The organism is Streptococcus sp. 10824 (assembly GCF_013276595.1).
Lineage (GTDB): Bacteria > Bacillota > Bacilli > Lactobacillales > Streptococcaceae > Streptococcus > Streptococcus pseudopneumoniae.
Map to the genome: position 1 here is coordinate 1 of NZ_VMLH01000131.1, position 17,769 is coordinate 17,769.

General features: G+C 37.9%; 29 protein-coding genes, 1 tRNA gene and 2 pseudogenes. 22 read left to right on the forward strand and 10 right to left on the reverse strand.

What is annotated here, in order from left to right; all coding sequences use genetic code 11:
* Positions 1 to 83: 83 nt before the first annotated feature.
* Entirely contained in the window at positions 84 to 350 is a 267-nt protein-coding gene (locus tag HT701_RS10225; RefSeq protein WP_080564667.1) for a tyrosine-type recombinase/integrase, read from the reverse strand.
* A gap of 282 nt (positions 351 to 632) precedes the next feature.
* Positions 633 to 827 (reverse strand): S24 family peptidase, encoded by a 195-nt coding sequence (locus HT701_RS11910; protein WP_007284915.1) that lies wholly within the window; start codon positions 825 to 827, stop codon positions 633 to 635.
* Between the two features lie 671 nt (positions 828 to 1,498).
* Here HT701_RS11910 and HT701_RS10235 point away from each other — a divergent pair.
* From HT701_RS10235 to HT701_RS10250, 4 genes are all read left to right on the forward strand, one after another.
* On the forward strand, positions 1,499 to 2,371 hold the full coding sequence (locus tag HT701_RS10235; protein ID WP_172931498.1) for a DUF4300 family protein: 873 nt from the start codon (positions 1,499 to 1,501) through the stop codon (positions 2,369 to 2,371).
* Between the two features lie 12 nt (positions 2,372 to 2,383).
* A complete protein-coding gene (locus HT701_RS10240) occupies positions 2,384 to 2,563 on the forward strand; it encodes a hypothetical protein (protein ID WP_000216060.1) in 180 nt (59 codons plus the stop codon).
* 112 nt (positions 2,564 to 2,675) lie between these two features.
* Entirely contained in the window at positions 2,676 to 2,987 is a 312-nt protein-coding gene (locus HT701_RS10245; RefSeq protein WP_000420552.1) for a hypothetical protein, read from the forward strand.
* Positions 2,988 to 2,990: 3 nt separating this feature from the next.
* Positions 2,991 to 3,707: an alpha/beta hydrolase gene (locus HT701_RS10250; protein WP_000759787.1), complete on the forward strand. Its 717-nt coding sequence runs from the start codon at positions 2,991 to 2,993 to the stop codon at positions 3,705 to 3,707.
* Positions 3,708 to 3,836: 129 nt separating this feature from the next.
* On the opposite strand, the gene HT701_RS10255 is transcribed toward HT701_RS10250, so the two are convergent.
* Genes HT701_RS10255 through HT701_RS11795 form a run of 3 tightly spaced genes read right to left on the reverse strand, consistent with a single transcriptional unit; the run spans position 3,837 to position 5,686 of the window.
* The gene (locus HT701_RS10255; protein WP_000617844.1) at positions 3,837 to 4,652 is read right to left on the reverse strand and encodes a TIGR03943 family protein; all 816 of its coding nucleotides are present in this window, start codon (positions 4,650 to 4,652) and stop codon (positions 3,837 to 3,839) included.
* A complete protein-coding gene (locus HT701_RS10260; RefSeq protein ID WP_000123618.1) occupies positions 4,649 to 5,554 on the reverse strand; it encodes a permease in 906 nt (301 codons plus the stop codon). Before HT701_RS10260 ends, HT701_RS10255 begins: the two co-directional genes overlap by 4 nt.
* Positions 5,555 to 5,686 carry an SPJ_0845 family protein gene (locus tag HT701_RS11795; protein ID WP_000268685.1) on the reverse strand — a complete coding sequence of 44 codons (132 nt, stop codon included), beginning with the start codon at positions 5,684 to 5,686 and terminating at the stop codon, positions 5,555 to 5,557.
* 162 nt (positions 5,687 to 5,848) lie between these two features.
* Between HT701_RS11795 and HT701_RS10265 the strand changes: the two genes are divergently transcribed.
* The 6 genes from HT701_RS10265 to tatA all read left to right on the forward strand — a co-directional run bounded on the left by HT701_RS10265 (position 5,849) and on the right by tatA (position 10,957).
* Positions 5,849 to 6,208 (forward strand): hypothetical protein, encoded by a 360-nt coding sequence (locus HT701_RS10265; RefSeq protein WP_007284914.1) that lies wholly within the window; start codon positions 5,849 to 5,851, stop codon positions 6,206 to 6,208.
* A 107-nt stretch (positions 6,209 to 6,315) separates the two neighbouring features.
* Positions 6,316 to 7,188: an iron uptake system protein EfeO gene (efeO, locus tag HT701_RS10270; RefSeq protein ID WP_023936132.1), complete on the forward strand. Its 873-nt coding sequence runs from the start codon at positions 6,316 to 6,318 to the stop codon at positions 7,186 to 7,188.
* 5 nt (positions 7,189 to 7,193) lie between these two features.
* On the forward strand, positions 7,194 to 8,408 hold the full coding sequence (efeB, locus tag HT701_RS10275) for an iron uptake transporter deferrochelatase/peroxidase subunit (RefSeq protein WP_000136411.1): 1,215 nt from the start codon (positions 7,194 to 7,196) through the stop codon (positions 8,406 to 8,408).
* Positions 8,383 to 10,071 carry an FTR1 family protein gene (locus HT701_RS10280; protein ID WP_138705391.1) on the forward strand — a complete coding sequence of 563 codons (1,689 nt, stop codon included), beginning with the start codon at positions 8,383 to 8,385 and terminating at the stop codon, positions 10,069 to 10,071. The genes efeB and HT701_RS10280 overlap by 26 nt, the downstream gene beginning before the upstream one ends.
* The gene (gene tatC / locus HT701_RS10285) at positions 10,072 to 10,803 is read left to right on the forward strand and encodes a twin-arginine translocase subunit TatC (RefSeq protein WP_055356707.1); all 732 of its coding nucleotides are present in this window, start codon (positions 10,072 to 10,074) and stop codon (positions 10,801 to 10,803) included.
* Positions 10,787 to 10,957 carry a twin-arginine translocase TatA/TatE family subunit gene (gene tatA, locus HT701_RS10290; RefSeq protein ID WP_000512107.1) on the forward strand — a complete coding sequence of 57 codons (171 nt, stop codon included), beginning with the start codon at positions 10,787 to 10,789 and terminating at the stop codon, positions 10,955 to 10,957. The genes tatC and tatA overlap by 17 nt, the downstream gene beginning before the upstream one ends.
* A 134-nt stretch (positions 10,958 to 11,091) precedes the next feature.
* Here the strand turns inward: tatA and HT701_RS10295 are convergent, their stop codons facing one another.
* The 4 genes from HT701_RS10295 to HT701_RS10310 form a co-directional block, all read right to left on the reverse strand.
* Positions 11,092 to 11,451: a type II toxin-antitoxin system RelE/ParE family toxin gene (locus HT701_RS10295; protein ID WP_055356708.1), complete on the reverse strand. Its 360-nt coding sequence runs from the start codon at positions 11,449 to 11,451 to the stop codon at positions 11,092 to 11,094.
* On the reverse strand, positions 11,441 to 11,725 hold the full coding sequence (locus tag HT701_RS10300) for a type II toxin-antitoxin system RelB/DinJ family antitoxin (protein WP_050208398.1): 285 nt from the start codon (positions 11,723 to 11,725) through the stop codon (positions 11,441 to 11,443). The genes HT701_RS10295 and HT701_RS10300 overlap by 11 nt, the downstream gene beginning before the upstream one ends.
* Positions 11,726 to 11,902: 177 nt before the next feature.
* Positions 11,903 to 12,145, reverse strand: a complete 243-nt coding sequence (locus tag HT701_RS10305) for a type B 50S ribosomal protein L31 (protein ID WP_000710764.1) — start codon at positions 12,143 to 12,145, stop codon at positions 11,903 to 11,905.
* Between the two features lie 95 nt (positions 12,146 to 12,240).
* Positions 12,241 to 13,176, reverse strand: coding sequence for a bifunctional oligoribonuclease/PAP phosphatase NrnA (locus HT701_RS10310; RefSeq protein WP_172931499.1), 936 nt, complete (start codon positions 13,174 to 13,176; stop codon positions 12,241 to 12,243).
* A 103-nt stretch (positions 13,177 to 13,279) separates the two neighbouring features.
* On the opposite strand from HT701_RS10310, the gene HT701_RS10315 reads away from it, so the two are divergent.
* The 12 genes and pseudogenes from HT701_RS10315 to HT701_RS11915 form a co-directional block, all read left to right on the forward strand.
* Entirely contained in the window at positions 13,280 to 13,723 is a 444-nt protein-coding gene (locus HT701_RS10315; RefSeq protein WP_000241950.1) for a flavodoxin, read from the forward strand.
* Between the two features lie 115 nt (positions 13,724 to 13,838).
* The gene (locus tag HT701_RS10320) at positions 13,839 to 14,105 is read left to right on the forward strand and encodes a chorismate mutase (RefSeq protein ID WP_000362492.1); all 267 of its coding nucleotides are present in this window, start codon (positions 13,839 to 13,841) and stop codon (positions 14,103 to 14,105) included.
* On the forward strand, positions 14,102 to 14,476 hold the full coding sequence (gene crcB / locus HT701_RS10325; protein ID WP_000712082.1) for a fluoride efflux transporter CrcB: 375 nt from the start codon (positions 14,102 to 14,104) through the stop codon (positions 14,474 to 14,476). The genes HT701_RS10320 and crcB (HT701_RS10325) overlap by 4 nt, the downstream gene beginning before the upstream one ends.
* Positions 14,470 to 14,799, forward strand: a complete 330-nt coding sequence (crcB, locus tag HT701_RS10330; protein ID WP_054388225.1) for a fluoride efflux transporter CrcB — start codon at positions 14,470 to 14,472, stop codon at positions 14,797 to 14,799. Before crcB (HT701_RS10325) ends, crcB (HT701_RS10330) begins: the two co-directional genes overlap by 7 nt.
* 118 nt (positions 14,800 to 14,917) lie before the next feature.
* Positions 14,918 to 15,265, forward strand: a complete 348-nt coding sequence (rplS, locus tag HT701_RS10335) for a 50S ribosomal protein L19 (RefSeq protein ID WP_001068669.1) — start codon at positions 14,918 to 14,920, stop codon at positions 15,263 to 15,265.
* 40 nt (positions 15,266 to 15,305) lie between these two features.
* Positions 15,306 to 15,377: transfer RNA gene (locus HT701_RS10340), tRNA-Arg, on the forward strand.
* A 272-nt stretch (positions 15,378 to 15,649) separates the two neighbouring features.
* A complete protein-coding gene (locus HT701_RS10345; protein WP_001131503.1) occupies positions 15,650 to 15,838 on the forward strand; it encodes a type II toxin-antitoxin system HicA family toxin in 189 nt (62 codons plus the stop codon).
* A 57-nt stretch (positions 15,839 to 15,895) separates the two neighbouring features.
* Positions 15,896 to 16,273 (forward strand): type II toxin-antitoxin system HicB family antitoxin, encoded by a 378-nt coding sequence (locus HT701_RS10350; protein WP_000921490.1) that lies wholly within the window; start codon positions 15,896 to 15,898, stop codon positions 16,271 to 16,273.
* An 89-nt stretch (positions 16,274 to 16,362) separates the two neighbouring features.
* Positions 16,363 to 16,524 (forward strand): type II toxin-antitoxin system RelB/DinJ family antitoxin, encoded by a 162-nt coding sequence (locus HT701_RS10355; protein ID WP_000077979.1) that lies wholly within the window; start codon positions 16,363 to 16,365, stop codon positions 16,522 to 16,524.
* 45 nt (positions 16,525 to 16,569) lie between these two features.
* Entirely contained in the window at positions 16,570 to 16,884 is a 315-nt protein-coding gene (locus HT701_RS10360; protein WP_000263130.1) for a nucleotidyltransferase domain-containing protein, read from the forward strand.
* A complete protein-coding gene (locus HT701_RS10365) occupies positions 16,865 to 17,239 on the forward strand; it encodes a HepT-like ribonuclease domain-containing protein (protein WP_138705392.1) in 375 nt (124 codons plus the stop codon). Before HT701_RS10360 ends, HT701_RS10365 begins: the two co-directional genes overlap by 20 nt.
* 1 nt (position 17,240) lies before the next feature.
* Positions 17,241 to 17,575, forward strand: a pseudogene (locus tag HT701_RS11915) (site-specific integrase); the annotation flags it as partial.
* Positions 17,576 to 17,589: 14 nt separating this feature from the next.
* Here the strand turns inward: HT701_RS11915 and HT701_RS10375 are convergent.
* Positions 17,590 to 17,697: pseudogene (locus HT701_RS10375) on the reverse strand (IS5/IS1182 family transposase); the annotation flags it as partial.
* Positions 17,698 to 17,769: the final 72 nt, after the last annotated feature.

The window sequence follows — 17,769 nt, forward strand, 5'->3', positions numbered from 1 at the left end:
TTTTCATTGAGTATGAAATAAGATATGCACAAATTGATTAGAAAAGTCAAATGAATTTCTACAAATGTTTTAGCAATCGCAATCTACTTGTCTAGATTCGATCTGATATATTTTCGATTTAATGATATGGTATTTAAAACCTCCAAAGCAGCTTGCTCCATTATTTTACTTACGTGAGTGTAGATGTTATTTATTGTTTTAGCGTCTTTGTGTCCCACTCTAACCATTATAGCTTTTAATGGGATATTCTTCTCAGCTAGTGTACTAAGGAGTGTGTGCCTGAAAATATGGGAACTAAGGGGCTGGTTTATCGGTTTCGTTAGTTTAGTATTTGCCTTTTGAAAAGTGATCTTAAATGCCTTTCTCTAAATTTACATATCACTATTGTTTAACAAAATATAATCTGCTTTAGGTCACTTATTCTTTTTTTGAAATGTAGAATGAACTTTTTCAAAGTTTTTCGAATCTTTTAAAATCTGTTTGTTTTATATCGTCATTCTCCCTCTTTTTTAATTCTCCCTATACAGCCTGACAACTTTTCCGATGGTGCGAATACGGTTGCTTTCGTCTAGGCAGATGTCGGGGTATTCGGGATTGAGTTTTTTGAGGTAGCCTTGGCGAAGTTTCTTGACCTAGTTAGCACCGTCTACTTGGAAGATGACGATGGTATTATAGTCAATCTGTGGGGGATTCTTGATAAATAGGTAGTTGCCGTTTCTTATCTTTGGCTCCATGGACTTGCTGACGACATAAGCGATTGCGTCGTAGTCGTCTGGGATTTCATCCTCATAGAATGGAAACTCCATATCTAAATTGTCGTCCTGCATCGAGCGGCTACCTGCAGAGATAAACTACCTAACACGAGAGTAAGTAGTCTGTCTGTAGTCGTCCAGTCTGATGATTTTTGCGATACTTCGTTTATCATCGTTTTTCTTCTCATACAGTTGCCTATCGGCATAGGTCAGTACTTTACCTTGTCTGGGTGATGCCCGTTGGTCGTAGATAGATTGGATATCGCTAGGAGAATCCTTTTGAACTGGAGGAAAGAGGACATCAATCAAGCTACTGAATACTTTAACTAAGTCAAATATAGTATTTTTCTTAGTAGACCTACCCCTTTTTTCATAGTTTCCAAGGGTGTTTTTACTTATACCAATCTTAGTACTCAATTCTTATTGAGTCCAACCATTACTAGTCTATATTGTTTTATTTTTCGCATGTAACAATCGCAATCTCTTCTTTATCCACGAATGAAATCGCTTTCTGTTTTTATAAGTAAAGCATAACCGAAATCCACGAAAATGAAAACTTTGTTGTGTTTTCGTAAAAAAATTGTTGACAGAGCACGAAACGCCTATTATAATTAAATCAAGCTTAAGGAAATAACAAAAAAAACAAATCGGAGGGAAAGACGATGAGCATATTAAATGAGAAAGTAATCAATATCTGTAAATCAGTAGTTAAAGAAACTTTAATCCAAGACATTTAGGAGAAAAAGATGAAGAAATCAAGAAAATTAGCCATATTAGGAATCTATTCAGCTTTGTTTTTAGGCTTGGCAGCTTGTCAGCAAGATGCTACAACTTCGAATGGGACGAGTCAAAGGCAAAGTAGTTCAACGAAAGTTCCATGGAAAGCTTCATACACCAACCTAAACAATCAGGTAAGTACAGAAGAGGTCAAATCTCTCTTATCAGCTCACTTGGATCCAAATAGTGTTGATGCCTTTTTTAATCTCGTTAATGATTACAATACCATTGTCGGCTCAACTGGCTTATCAGGAGATTTCACTTCCTTTACTCACACAGAATACGATGTTGAAAAAATCAGTCATCTCTGGAATCAAAAGAAGGGTGATTTTGTTGGAACCAACTGCCGTATCAATAGTTATTGTCTTTTGAAAAATTCAGTCACCATTCCAAAACTTGATAAGAATGATCAATTGCTTTTCCTAGATAACGATGCGATTGATAAGGGGAAGGTCTTTGATTCACAAGATAAGGAAGAGTTTGATATTCTATTTTCGAGAGTTCCAACTGAGGCAACGACGGATGTCAAGGTTCACGCTGAAAAGATGGAAACATTCTTCTCCCAATTTCAATTCAACGACAAAGCTCGAATGCTATCTGTAGTCTTGCACGACAATCTGGATGGTGAGTATCTGTTTGTAGGCCACGTTGGAGTCTTAGTACCGGCTGATGACGGTTTCTTATTTGTAGAGAAATTGACTTTCGAAGAGCCCTACCAAGCGATTAAATTTGCCAGCAAGGAAGATTGTTACAAGTATTTAGGCACCAAGTATGCGGATTATACAGGCGAGGGACTGGCTCAGCCTTTTATCATGGATAATGATAAGTGGGTTAAACTTTAATGGTGGTATGATATGACAGTAATCCTAGGACTTTTATTTCTATTTTTGATGAGTTGGTGGGTTATTTCAATCGTTAATAGCCAGAAACCACGAAAAAATGAAACATTTATTGGCTATATCCAAAGATACGATATTGATGGGAATGGCTATCAATCAGAAGTATGGGAAGTGACTGAGGAGGAAGATTTATAATTAAAGAACAGACTCGTCTTTACAGTATTGCACCTATTTCCAGATAGTCCATTTGTAGTTTTATCCAGATTGCTATATAATTTAACTTAGAGAAAATAGGAGGACTAATCAGATGGAATTAAAAGATTTTACAGAAAAAGAACAGGAAATGATTAAGAAGGGGCTGACTACGTCTAAGATTAGTGACAAGGAAACTGCTGAGAAGATTTTTGCACTAGTACCACAAGACTTGATTAAGCGCATTCCGTTTTTCGTCAGAAAACATGCTACGACACGTACGATTAAACGCATTTCAATCGAACACCCTGAGCTTTACGCTGCAGCTCAAACAAGTGGTGAGATTCCAGAAAAAGAACGAGAAGAATTACGTCAGATTATCACAACTATCTTTGAACAAAAGATGAATAAGCATAGTATTAAGTAGAGAATGAAAAAATATTTTATTGGTGGTTTGGGAAGTAATGTCTATCATAGCAAGGATCTTCTTCAAGAACTAGATTCTCAGGTTTATTTTCTAAATCCATATGAAAAACATCTTCGAGATGAAACAGAATTGAAATCATGGTTTAAAAAATCGATAGAAGAGGAAGAATCTATCTGTCTGATAGGCCATTCTCTTGGAGGAGATTTGGCTCGTTATCTCGCATCGGAATTTCAAGAAGTGAAGAAACTGATTCTTTTGGATGGTGGCTATCTAGATTTAGATAAGATTTTACCTTTAGATACAGAGTTAGAGGAAACTAAAAATTATATCAAATCTCAAATTGTTTCGGACTTAGCTCTTCTTATTTCTAAAGAAAAATCTGAAGCAAAGCATTGGTCAGAAAATATGGAGAAAGCCGTAAGGCAGTCCTATCACTGGAATTCTGAGTATAATAGATATGAGTTGGCTATAAATTATGAAAATATAGAAGCGATACTCCGCTTACGGAGAAAAATACAAGCTTTTAAGAGAGAAGTGGGAGATACCTTGTTTATTAGTCCTCGCTATCCTAATGAAGCTACATGGAGAGAGGAAACACTAAAAGAATTACCAGATTATTTTGATACTATTTTTCTAGAAAACGTTGGCCATGAGCTTTATACTCAAGCACCCAAAAAAATCGCTAGTATGATTAATGAGTGGCTCTCTTATTCTCACTGAGTTGCTTGTATGGCTTGAAATGGTATAAGATGAAAATCTACAAGTCACTAATTCTCATATAACAAAAAAAACGAACAGGCTCTTTTCTGTCATTCAGAAGAGAACTTGTTCGTTTTTATCTTGATTTTCTTAAAAAGCTCGATAAACATAGGGATTTTCTGGTTTATCGACTTTTGTAAAGCTGTCGATTTCCAAGGTTGGGAGATTTTGTTTGAGTTCTTTATGGTAGTGATTGAGCAGTTTTCCTTTGGCCGTAATCCAAGTGTTGTTTTCATACTGCCGGGTATTTCCCTTGGTCAGCAATCCATAGACACCAGAATCTGCGATACAGTGGATAATGCCGAATCGGAACAGAAATTGACTATTGGCATGACTGGGGTCGTTATAGACAAAGCCTGTAAACTGGATTGTCTTGCCCTCAAACTCATCTGGATAGTCGTAGATAGCCTCCATGACCTCCATATAGTTTTCATTAGTGATCTGAATGCTATCCTGGGACAAGTATTTATCCGCCGCCGTTCGCATTTCCTTTTCATAGGCTGATTTTGAAAAATAAGAACTGGTGTCTGGTTTCAAATATTGGCTTGTCGTCCCTTCACTTGTCTGAATGGCTAGATCCGTTCCTTCCGATAGGGGGAAATGATAACCTTTAGCAGAAACGGTCTGAGAATCCAAGCTAACAGTTGGGAAAGTTAAGCCGATGACAAGTGGAATAGCCAGAAGAGAAATACTCGTCATCTTGGCCAATCGGCTGTTCAGATGACTGTGGGTTTTGACTTGCTTCATCCAGATATACAATTGAACAATTGCCAAGATAAAGGAAAGCACCATGGAGATATAGGCCAGATAGGAATAGTGCATGTTGATGTACTGGTTTAGTTTGCCCGACAGATGGAGGTAAATAGTCAGTTCAAAATAGCCAGCTAAAACTAAAAATCGAATCATAGGATGACTCCAATCAAGAGAGAATAGGCTAAAACGACCAGAGTCACAATCGTAATGAAGTGACTAATAAATCGTGCTTTCAAGTAATTTTTCATCATGAGAATATTTTTGATATCCAGCATTGGGCCAATGACGAGAAAGGCCAGAACTGGAGCCAAACCGAAACTCGAGAGAAGAGAAGCACCTATAAAGGCATCCGCCTCACTACAGAGCGAAAGAAGAAAGGATAAAATCATCAAGAGCAGGATGGCAAAAAGAGGGGTCGCACTGATAGAGGTCAGAATCCGAGTCGGAACGTAGACCTGTATTATAGAAGCAAAGAGGCAGCCAAATACCAAATAACGCCCCGTATCAAAAAATTCATCAATGGCCTGCACAAAGACCTGAAAAACTTTTTTTGCAGAACTCAAGTAAGAAAAATCATGCTCATGACAAGTCAGACGATTTTCTTTCTGAATCGGTTCTTGCCAGAAAAATCCTAGAAAAATTCCTAGTATTACAGCCACAAGAATGGAACCCAGAGCTCGTAATAGGGCGACATGGAAGGAGTTGCCAAAGGCAGAATAGGTCGCAAAAAGAACAATGGGATTGATAACAGGTGCTGTCACAAGAAAGGGAACGGCCGTGTAACTGGGAACCTTCTTTTCCAGAAAACGATTGATAATCGGGACGATTCCACATTCACAAGAGGGGAAAAGTATTCCAACGAAGGTGCCAAAAAAGATTCTTCCCCAACGATTTCGAGGGAGAAAATGATAAACCTTGTCAGGTGTGATATAAACCTCAATCAGCCCTGAGACAATGCTTCCTATCAGAACGAAAGGGAGGGCTTCAATGATAATGGAGAGGAAAATAGCCCCAGTCTGAAGTACACTAGATGGGAGTTGTTGAAAAGCAGTCATCTAGTTTTTCTTTTCTGCTTTGGCTTTTTTCTCTTTGTCATCAGGGAAAGTGACTTGTTTCAAATCTGGGAGTTTAGCAAACTCTTCAAACATCTTGTCCAAGTCGTCTCGTTTTGTAAATTTTACAGCCATAGGTGTACCTCGATTCTAAATTCTACCTCTATTATACTATTATTTTGAGGAAAAGGGAAAAGTTAAAATTGAGTATCTAACGAATAATAGAGTTTGATATATCCTGATATACACTATGATTGTGATATAATAGTTGTGGAATAACGGAGGAAATTATGGATTATGAAAAAAATCGGTCAGATTACCGATGAAGTAAAAGAAATTTTTGATATTGTTCTTGAAGCGAGCGACATAAAGGTCAACAAAGACGGTTTGAGAAGCCATATGATAAAAGGCCATCACAATGATGTGATTCATCATATTGAAGACCTGGAACTCATACTAAGGAACCCAGATTTCGTCGGCATCAATCCACGAGAGAAAGACGCCAGTTTTGAATATGTAAAAAGATTTGATAATAATGTTCTTGTTGCGATTAAGTTGCGATTAAGTTACATAAAAGTGGTGATTTCTTTTATGTTCCGACCATGTATCGTTTACAAGATTACAAGTTACAAAGTCGTATTAAGTCTGGTAGATTGAGAAAACATAACATTAAATTGTCTGAAAATTTATTGACAGATTAGAAAAAACATAGTATAATGAAACGTAAAATGAATTCAGGTTTCCTGAATCGATAGGAGTATACAATGAAAAAACTAGGTTTTGTCCTTTTATCTTCAGCCTTGCTACTGACAGCATGTGCAGTCCGTTTTGAAAAATCAACCGAGACAAATGATTCATCTAAGGTGACAGCCTTGTCTGAAGACAAGCAAAAAATGCTTGATAAGGCCACTGCTGAATATAAGACTTTTGTGCAAGAGCAAATCGATAAGCTTTTGACAGATACGGAAGGCTTTGTCAAACTGTTGAAAGAAGGTAAGTTAGAAGAAGCCAAAAAGGTTTATCCACTGATTCGTATGTCTTATGAGCGTTCAGAACCAATTGCTGAAAGTTTTGGTGAGTCAGATGTCAAGATTGACTTCCGTTTGGCAGACTATATGGACGAAAACAAGACAGAAGAAGGTTGGTCAGGTTTCCACCGTATCGAGCGTATCCTTTGGGAAGACAATACAACTAAAGGAACTGAAAGTTATGGCGATCAGTTGGTCAATGATATCAAGGAATTGAAAGCCAAGATTGCAACTGTGGATGTGGACTACAAGGTCATGTTGACTGGGGCAGTCGACTTGCTTAACGAAGTAGCGACAAGCAAGATTACGGGTGAAGAGGAAATTTATTCTCATACAGACTTGTATGATTTCCGTGCAAATATCGAGGGAGCTGAGAAGATTTTCCAACTTTTTAAACCTTTACTTGAAAAATCAGATGCTAACCTAGTTAAAGAATTGGAAGCAGATTTCAAGTCAGTTAATAGTTTGCTGGACAAACAAATGACCGACAAGGAACACTACAAACTCTATACTGATTTGACAAAAGAAGATACCAAAGAATTGTCAGAAGCTGTGACAAAACTTGGTGAACCTCTATCACAAATGGGTAAATTTCTTAGTGGAGAATAAGAGTCATGACTGAAAAAGACGAAAAGTTTTTTGAAAAGAAAATGGACCGTCGAGAATTTCTAAAAAAAGCAGGGATTGGAGGGGCTGGTTTAGCGCTAGGACTCTCTGGTGCTTCTGCTTTTTTCGCACCTAAGCTAGGAAGTCAGGAAAAAATCTCGTACGGAAATGAAAAAATTGCTTTTTATGGCAAGCATCAAGCTGGGATTAGTACGCCCATGCAAAAGAATATCTATTTTGTCGTTTTGGACTTGCATACGACGGATAGAGATAAGATTATCCAGTTGTTCAAGGATTGGACGGATTATAGTGCCAAGTTGGTTGAGGGGGAATTGGTCAAAAAAGATGGACAGAATGCTCTCTTACCTCCTAGCGATACTGGGGAGACAGTCGGGCTTAACCCGCATCGTTTGACCCTGACTTTTGGTGTCTCTGCCAGTTTCTTGAAAAAGATGAACTTGGAAAACAAGCGTCCTCAAGTGTTCAGAGATTTACCGCCTTTTCCGAAGGAGCAATTGCGTGAAAAATATACAGGTGGAGATATTGTCATCCAGGCCTGTGCAGATGATGAGCAGGTTGCCTTTCATGCTATTCGAAATCTTATCCGTAAGGGGAGAAATGCAGTGACCCTCCGTTGGAGTCAGTCTGGTTTTGCAGCTATCGGTGATCGAATGGAGACTCCGCGTAACCTCTTTGGTTTTAAAGATGGAACAGCAAATCCAACCAAGGAGCAAGACTTTGACCGCGTTATCTGGGCTGATAGTAAGGATTGGATGGAAAATGGTTCATATATGGCAGTTCGTCGGATTCAGATGTTTTTAGAGACTTGGGATCGCACTAGTCTTGAAGAACAAGAAAATACTTTTGGTCGTTACAAGGAAAGTGGTGCTCCCTTTGGTAAGAAGAATGAGTTTGATGAAGTGGATTTGAGTCTCTTACCTGATGATTCGCATGTTCGTTTAGCTAAGGAAGTAGACAAGCCCCTTTTGCGACGTTCTTATTCTTACTCTGATGGAATTGATGAAAAAACTGGCCAGTTTGATACAGGATTGCTTTTCATTTCTTTCCAGAAGGATCCTGATAACTTTGTCAAGGTTCAAACCAATCTAGGTGCTACTGATAAGATGAATGAATATATCACTCACATCGGTAGTGGACTCTTTGCTTGCTTTGGTGGTGTGGAGAAAGGAGGCTACATTGGTCAGAAATTATTGGAAGGCTAGAAGCTGGTTACTAGTTTTAGCTTTGTCATTTTTAATTCTTTCCCCAGTAGGTGCCCAAGAAAGCTTGAGTTCTTACTTTGTGAAAATCACAGATGCTTCTAAAGCGGTCAAAAATGGGAGTCAGTCTGAGGCTCAGAAACTCGTTCAGGAGATGGCATCAGACTTCGAAAGAGTAGAAGACAGCAATTCTGAGGCTGGTAAAGTTGTTAAGGAAAAGTTAGCTCAATCAGGCGAGATTACTGAAGACAAACTCACCGAAATTTCTGCAGCCCTATTAGCTTTTGAAAAAGAACAAAATCCTATTGACCTAGATGCGGAAAAGGAAAAATTGCTAAACCGTCTGAGTCTACGTTTTGAAGCCTTGGAACAGGCTATTACTTCCAAAGATTTGGAAAAGGTCCGAGAGGCCTTTAAGAAAATGAATTCCACTTGGACCATCAATGAAAGTGTGGTTCGTGACAATAGTACGGCCCATTATGGACGTGTTGAAACAGCTATTTCCTTCCTGCGTAGTAGCATGGAAACCGAGCCTACAGATTTCAACTCCATCCAGACTTCCTTTGAGGACTTAAAAAAGGCTATTGATGATTTTGTGAGTGGAAAAGAAGTTGCAGAAGCATCTTCTGATTTAAGTCTCAAAGACGGCATTGCCCTTTTGACAAAGGATTTGGAACAATTCCAAGCTGGTGACCAAGCATCAGGAGCAGCCAGTATGAAGGAATTTATTACTATCTGGCCAACGATTGAAGGTTCTGTTAGCACGACCAATCCTTCCCTCTATACTCGAGTGGAAAGTGAAAGCCCTGTGATTATGGTCAAGGGAAGTGAGAAGGAATACCAAGAAAAATTAGAAAAACTGATTGCAGATTTATCACAAATTGATACTAGCGCACGTTACAATGCCTTTGATGCTATGCTGATTCTTCTAAGAGAAGGAGTAGAGGCCCTCTTAATCGTCATGGCCTTGGTGACGACCTTGAAAGCAGCCAAGATGCGAAAGGGACTCAAGTGGGTTTATGGTGGTGCTATCACTGGAATCATGGCTAGTCTCCTTATTGCTTTTATCCTGCAAATTGCCTTTCCAGCAGTAACATCAGGCTCCAATCGTGAAATCATCGAAGGAGCAGTGGGAATTTTTGCAGTAGCTATGATGATTTTGATTGGAATCTGGCTCCACAGCAAATCCTCGGTCAAAAAATGGAATACCTTTATGGAGTCACAAATGGAAACAGTGACCAAAACAGGCTCCTTTATTTCCATGTTTGCCCTCAGTTTTCTAGCTGTTTTCCGTGAGGGAGCAGAAACCATTCTCTTTTATGTTGGGATTTTACCAAGAATTTCCAGTTTTGAATTTGTCTTGGGAATTTCACTTGCCTTGCTGGTTCTGGTAATTATTGCCCTTGTGATGAACAAGGCCAGTCAATTCTTCCTGCCACATAAGGTCTTCTTTATCCTGACTTGGATGATTTATGCCCTAGCCTTCAAGATGCTGGGGGTTAGTATCCATGCTCTTCAGTTGACCAATATGGCACCAAATCACTTAGTGACAGGCTTTCCAACGATCGACTTGCTTGGAATTTATCCAAGTTGGGAAGGCTTGGTTAGCCAGCTAGTCTTTGTTATTATTGTCTTGATTGTCACTTTTAGACAGGGTGAAAAATAAATGGATAGAAAAGAATTGACAATCGTTGAACATCTGGTAGAATTTAGAAAGAGACTATTGGCAGTAGTCATTTGTTTCTTTTTGGTATTCTCTGTTTCTCTGCTGTTTGCAGACCAGATTTACCAGTATGTGACCCAATCTTTTCAGCAAAAGTTGATTGTTTTAGGGCCTAATGATATTTTATGGATTTACATACGTTTGGCTAGTCTGATGGCCTTTACTATCACCTTGCCTTACACGGTGTATCATATTTGGTCTTTCATTAAACCCGGTTTAAAGAAGGAAGAAGCTAGAGCTGTCTTTGCCTATATTCCAGCTAGTTTCCTTTGTTTTCTAGTTGGACTGGCTTTTGGTTTTTACTTTGTAACACCGGCCTTACTTCAGGTTTTATTAGGGTTGGGAGAAGGTCTATTTGAAACGCAGTTAACCGCCCAAAATTATCTGTCTTTTGTTTTTCAAACGACCTTGCCTTTGGCTCTGATTTTTGAATTGCCAGTTATCATTGCCTTTTTGACGTCGATTGGACTCATTGGACCAGAATTATTGACTGCTTATCGCCGATATGCCTATTTTATCTTATTGGTACTCGCAGTCATCTTAACACCAGCTGACTTTGTCAGCGATTTGGCAATGACTGCCCCCTTGATATTACTCTATGAATTAAGTATTGCTATTAGCAAACACATTATGAAACGCAAGCAGAAAGGAGAGAGGAATGGGAATCTTACGTGATATTGGAGCACCAGGATTGATTATCATCGTTTTAGGAGCTCTCTTGATATTTGGACCAAAACGATTGCCTGAACTAGGCGAGTCAATCGGTAAAATGCTATCTGAATTTAAAAAAGCAGTTAAAGGAGCTGAAAATCAAGATAAGGAAGACTAAACCTTGTCTAATAAAAAACTTTGTACTCTGGAAGCCATCGCGTGGCTAGCTAGAGTGCAAAGTTTTTTTATTTTTTAGTTAAAATGAAGACTGTGTTCCTTATAAGTACAAGGTTATTAAGAGAGTGGTGGACATTAAAATGATGATTTTGAGTTTTTGTTATTTTTGCTTTGGAGCAAGGTAAGATAGTCACTTTTGGTGTGAAATAAGTGGGAAAGAAAAACAGTTCTTTGAGTCTGGTCGATAAAGTAAAGCAAGATATACTGACCGATAATTTTTCCTCGCGTAGGGTACTTACTGTTGATTTTTAGTTCGATTTTTTCATCTGCATCAAAGCCAGCTTCAGGAAAAGTTTCTAAACTTTTTAAGCCGTCTAAAATTCTGGCTACAGTATTCTTAGCAGACTGAGGTGATAAAAGAACAGTAGTAATGTAGTCATGGATATTGTCAATTGCCTGACTCACTTCAGTAGAAAGACTCACTTTATAAGCCATATCGTAGCCTCATATTGTCTAGGGAAGTTCCTTGTCCGGATTCGTATTCTCTTAAGGAGCGTTCAGATTGGGCTTGTAGTTCCTGAATCAATCGCTCACGATGTATATCTTCTGCAGTTTTTATTGGTAAATCCTGTTCGAGAACAATCTGCTCGATAAAAAGACTAATAGCATCCGTCATAGTCATTCCTTTTTCCTTGATGATAGCTCTAGCTTGTTCCATTGATGACTCATTGATTTTAAAATTGTATTGCTTAGTAAGTGATGTCGTCATGGTATATCTCCAATCTATGCTATATATAGCTAGTATATATCTTTTATATTTTTTAGGCAAGAGAAAACTTTGTACTCTAGAAACTATCGAGAGTGTAAAGTTTTTTTAGTTTGGAACATGAAAACAGCAGTTGATTTCAAGAAACAAAAAAGAACAGCCGAAGCTGTCTTTTTCTCATTATTTGAGACCGTATTTTTTGTTGAAACGATCCACGCGTCCATCTGCTTGAGTGAACTTTTGACGTCCAGTGTAGAATGGGTGTGAGTCTGATGAAATTTCCACACGGATCAATGGGTAAGTTTCGCCTTCGAACTCAACTGTTTCGTTAGAGCGTTTTGTTGAACCGCTAAGGAATTGGTAACCAGTAGTTGTGTCCATGAAGACAACTGGGCGATATTCTGGATGGATATCTTTTTTCATTTTGCAATATTTCCTTTCTGCCATGGTCTCTTTGCGAGCCATAGATTGTTACTATACTAGTCTATCAGATTCTGAAAAGTTTGGCAAGTATTTTATCAGTTTTTAAGCAAGTTTTTTAACTTTTGGTAGATGATTTCGTTTTCCTCTAGGCTATAGGAATTGGCACCGCTTGCTAGAGGATGGCCTCCACCATCATGTTCTTTGGCAATTTCATTGATAGGATGAATTTTACTGCGTAAGCGAACGCGGTAGTGGCCAACAGCCTGCTCCACAAAAATTCCCCAGAGACTAACACTATCAATGCGTCCAGGTGCACCGACAATGGCTGCAGTTTCAGCATCGGTAACATTAAATTGTTTCAAGACTTCTTGACTCAGGATAACTCGCGCTGCACCATTTTCATCCACTTCCAGATGGTCGTAGATGTAGCCTTGAAGTTTAGCAATTTTGTAACTCATAGTGTCCATTTTGCGAGTGAGAGCCGCAAAGTCAAAGTTCTGTTCTCTTAGATAGGCAGCCAGACGAAGAGTCCGTGCAGTGGTAGAAGGGTAGAGGAAGCGACCTGTATCACCAACAATTCCTGCAAAGAGCAACTCAGCAGCTCGATCTGACAAGGCCAGTTGGGTTGTTTGGGCAAATAGGGTAATCATCTCGCTAGCGCTACTTGAACTAGTATCTACCCAAGATAGGTTACCGTATACATCATCATTTGGATGGTGGTCAATCTTAATGAGAAAATCACCTTGACTATAGCGCCTATCATCGATACGAGCAGTATTCGCCGTATCACAGACGATGACAAGTGCGCTCTGGTAGGCACTATCTTCAACAAGATCCATCTCAGCCATCCAAGTAAGAGTCGGTTCATCATAACCTACGGCTTTGATGTTTTTTTCAGGGAAATGATATTCCAGCAAGGCTTTCAAGCCCACTTGACTTCCCAAGGCATCAGGGTCTGGTTTCATATGACGATGAATGATAATCGTGTCGTATTCTTTGATTTTTTCTAAAATTTGATGGCAAATTTCCATAAATAACCTCAATTCTTTCTCATTTCATTGTAGCACAAGAATTTTTATTTTTAAAATGAAAAAGATGTGATATAATGGAGAAAGATAAATTGAGGAGGACGATATGGTATTAGCAAAAATTGTATTTGCCAGTATGACCGGTAATACCGAAGAAATTGCAGATATTGTAGCAGACAAATTACGTGACTTGGGCTTGGATGTCGATGTTGATGAATGTACAACTGTTGACGCTTCAGACTTCTTGGAAGCTGACATCGCTATCGTTGCGACCTATACTTATGGTGATGGTGAATTGCCAGATGAGATGATGGACTTCTACGAAGACCTAGCAGATCTCAACTTGAATGGCAAAATCTACGGAGTGGTTGGTTCAGGAGATACCTTCTACGATGAATTCTGTAAGGCTGTTGATGACTTTGATCGTGTTTTTGTTTCGACAGGAGCAGAAAAAGGTTCAGAATGTGTTAAAGTTGATCTCTCTGCTGAGGAAGAAGACATTGAGCGCTTGGAACAATTCGCAGAAGAATTGGCTGCTAAAGTAGGATAAGTATAAACGTGCGCTGATGTAATCAATCAGTGCATTTTTCTTATCGTGAGTTAGGATTTTACTAGCCTATTTGGTGGCTTTTTGATACAATAATTCAAATAAAGGAGGAGACTGTATGGATTTAGATAGTATTCGTCAAGAAATTGATCAAATCGACGACCAAATCGTCAAGCTCTTAGAAGAACGAATGCATTTGGTTGAGGGTGTAGTTGCCTATAAGAAAGCTTCAGGTAAACCGATTTTAGATACCAAGAGAGAAGCGGTTATTTTTGAAAAGGTTAGAAGTCGTGTAGGAGATAAGCGCTATCAGGAAACTATTGTCGCGACTTTTTCGGACATACTCAAACGTTCGCGTGATTATCAGAATCAGAATATCAAATGAAAAAAGAACAATTTTATCCGCTAGGCATTTTTATAGCTGCTATGTTGGGCGGACTTGTGCGCTACCTTGTTTCTACTTGGTTATCAGCCAGTCCTGACTTTCCTTGGGGCACTCTCTTTGTCAACTATCTGGGAATTTTCTGCTTGATTTATCTTGTCAAGGGATATCTGGTCTATAAGGGGACTAGTAAGGGCTTGATTTTAGCACTAGGGACGGGCTTTTGTGGAGGTTTAACAACTTTTTCCAGCCTAATGCTTGATACTGTGAAGCTGCTTGATACAGGGCGTTATCTTAGTTTAGTCCTGTATTTGCTTTTGAGCATCGGTGGAGGCCTACTCTTAGCTTATTTTCTAGGGAGGAAGAAATGGTAATGGTCTACCTTGCAATTGCTTGTGGTTTCGGAGCTTTAGTGCGCTATTTCTTTTCCCGCTATAATCAAACTTCTAAATTGCCCCTCGGAACGCTCATAGTCAATCTTCTAGGTTGTTTTTTAATTGGATTATTCTACAATCATGTGGAGTCTAAGGAAGTCTATGCTATTTTAGCAACAGGATTTTGTGGAGGTTTGACAACTTTTTCGACCTTGAATGACGAACTGCAAAGACTGCTAAGTGATAGGAAGGGATTTTATTCTTATTTAGCTTTGACCTACCTCGGTGGTTTGATTGCGATTTTTTTAGGAATTCTGCTATAAATTTCTTTACTTTTTTGTGGAAATTTGGTAAACTGTATCTTGTGTGTAATGGACGCACAAAAATACAGTTTATCCGCTGAGGAAGATTCTTCAAGATTGACAAAGATAGGAGAATAAAATGAATCCATTAATCCAAAGCTTGACTGAAGGTCAACTTCGTACAGATATCCCATCATTCCGTCCTGGTGACACTGTTCGTGTACACGCGAAAGTTGTCGAAGGTAACCGTGAACGTATCCAGATTTTTGAAGGTGTTGTTATCGCACGTAAAGGTGCTGGTATCTCAGAAAACTACACAGTTCGTAAAATCTCTAACGGTGTAGGTGTTGAGCGTATCTTCCCCATCCACACTCCACGTGTTGAAAAAATCGAAGTTGTTCGTTACGGTAAAGTACGTCGTGCGAAATTGTACTACTTGCGTGCTCTTCAAGGTAAGGCAGCTCGTATCAAAGAAATCCGTCGTTAATTCGACTAAAACTCTGCTTTTTCAGCAGAGTTTTTATCTAGCTCCCTTAGTTCAATGGATATAACAACTCCCTCCTAAGGAGTAGTTGCAGGTTCGATTCCTGCAGGGGGCATAATAAGAAGCGTAAAGAAACATAAAGAATATTCAAAGTGTTTATTTGTAGGCAATCATCACAATTTAGTTTTTTTAAATAGGTTAGTATTTTTGGAATCTTTGACCAAAGTGTGACCAAAATTTGACCAAAAGTCAATGAATATAGAATAAAGTAGATCAGGAAGCTGGTCTATTTTATTTTGTAGTTATTGAGAAAAAGTGGTTTGTTTTAATTTGACTATTATACACATAATGCGTATAATAGTAAGTGTAAGGAGGTAACGAATATATATGCCACTTACAGGTAAAGAAATGGTGAAACTAGCTCTTGAGAATGGATGGGTTGAAGTTCGTCAAAGAGGAAGTCATCATCATTTTAAGAAAGAGGGTTTTTCTTATCTTGTCACGATTCCAGTTCATGGAAATGAAGATTTGGGAAAGGGATTGGAGAGAAAGATTCTCAAAGATTTAGGATTGTAATTTTTACTTTCCTAAGTCTTTTTACATCAGAGGTAGTAGAATGTTGGGGGTAGTAGAATGTTAAAAACGTATCCAGCTATTTTTCATAAAGAAGGAACAGGATATTGGGTAGAATTTCCAGAATTTGGTGGTGGTACAGAAGGAAAAAATATCGAAGAAGCGATGAAAAATGCTCGAGAAATGCTTGAAAATGTTTTAGCTTCTTATATCGATGAAGGGATGGCGTTGCCTACTCCAAGTGATATTTTAAAGATTGAAGTTTCAGATGGTTTTGTATCAATGATTCAAGTTGATCCTGCGCCTTTTGTGAGAAGTAACAAGGCGATTAGAAAGAACGTGACCGTTCCTGAATGGCTAGTTCGTCTTGCTGATCGAGAAAAGATTAACTATTCAGAAGTTTTGGCACAAGCATTAGAGAAGAAGTTGCAAGTTTAAATTTAAAGACTGTATTTATTAGGGAATAAGTTTGATATGTATTGGTAAAAGTGATACAATAGATATACAAGAAGAAAAGGAGAAATGCTATGTCACAAATTGCTGTAAGAGTAGATGATGAATTGAAAAAAGAAGCGACTGCGATTTTTAATGAGTTGGGGTTGGATATGTCAACTGCTGTGAAGTTATTTTTGAAGCAAAGTGTGTTGACAAGAAGTATTCCTTTTGAAGTTAAACTTGATTCTGAGTAAGGTGAAATAAAAGTGTGGATAGATATAATCTAAAGGGGTTCGGTTATGGTTTATACAATAGATCAGATAAAGGAAAAAATTGTTCCTGTTGCTAAACAATATGATTTATCTAAAATTTATCTATTTGGCTCTTATGCTAGGGGCGAAGCTGATGGGAAAAGTGATGTTGATATTGCTTTGGAGTTAGAGGATGATTCTATATATTTTGATGTATATGGTAGACTTTTGACTATTTTTGATGGTAATATAGATATTCTATTGGTTAGTGATTTACTTTCTCCAAAAACAAACATTGGGAAGTTAGTCAAGAAAAATTTTTTGAATGATAGAGAGGTTATTTATGAGAAGTCAATCTCTTGAAACTGATATAGCATATTTGAAGGATATGGTTTTATATCTTGATAAGGCCGATGCTGTTTTGTATAAAGCAAGAAGATATAATTTACCTTTAGATGATGATATGGTAGTTGATTCTATCGCTATGAATTTAGGACAGGTAGGAGAACAGTTATCGTTAGGCAAATTATCAGAGGAAGTAAAACAGAAGTATTCAGATAGGATAAACTGGACTCAGATAAAAGGTTTTAGAAATTTTATTTATCATAATTATTCTAACTTAAATTTTAAAATTATAGAGGGTATATTGAAGGAATCTGTTCCCAAAACGAAAGAATCTTTACACTCGAGTATAAGAGAATTAGAAGGTGAATTATAAAATAGAGAATGAAAGAGAAACTCTAAAAACGTATGGAAGATTTGCTAGAAATCGACAAATTTTATTCCTCAAAAAACGAATACTTCCATAAGAGAAATTATTATTGATGAAGATTTAATATCTGTATTGGATGCATTGAAAGAGGAACAAGATAAGGTTCTTTATAATCGTGAAGAATTAAAGAAATATGATTTGGTCTCTTGTGATAGAAGGTATAAACTTTCTACAAATTATGGATTGAATAAATACTTGAAAGTATTTTTATCCGAACTTGGGATAGGTAGCCAAACCATGATAGCAAAAGCAGGCAGGCATATTTACGGTTTATATTTATTAGACTTCCTGCAAAACTAGAATCCTAGTTCATGATTGATAATACCAGCAATCAAATTCATTCGTAATCCGAAGCGTTTACGATGATTTCGATAGGTTGTTGAAAATATTTTAAACGTTTTCATAGTGAAATGAAATAAGAACAGGACAAATCAATCAAGACAGTCAAATCGATTTCTAACAATGTTTTAGAAGTA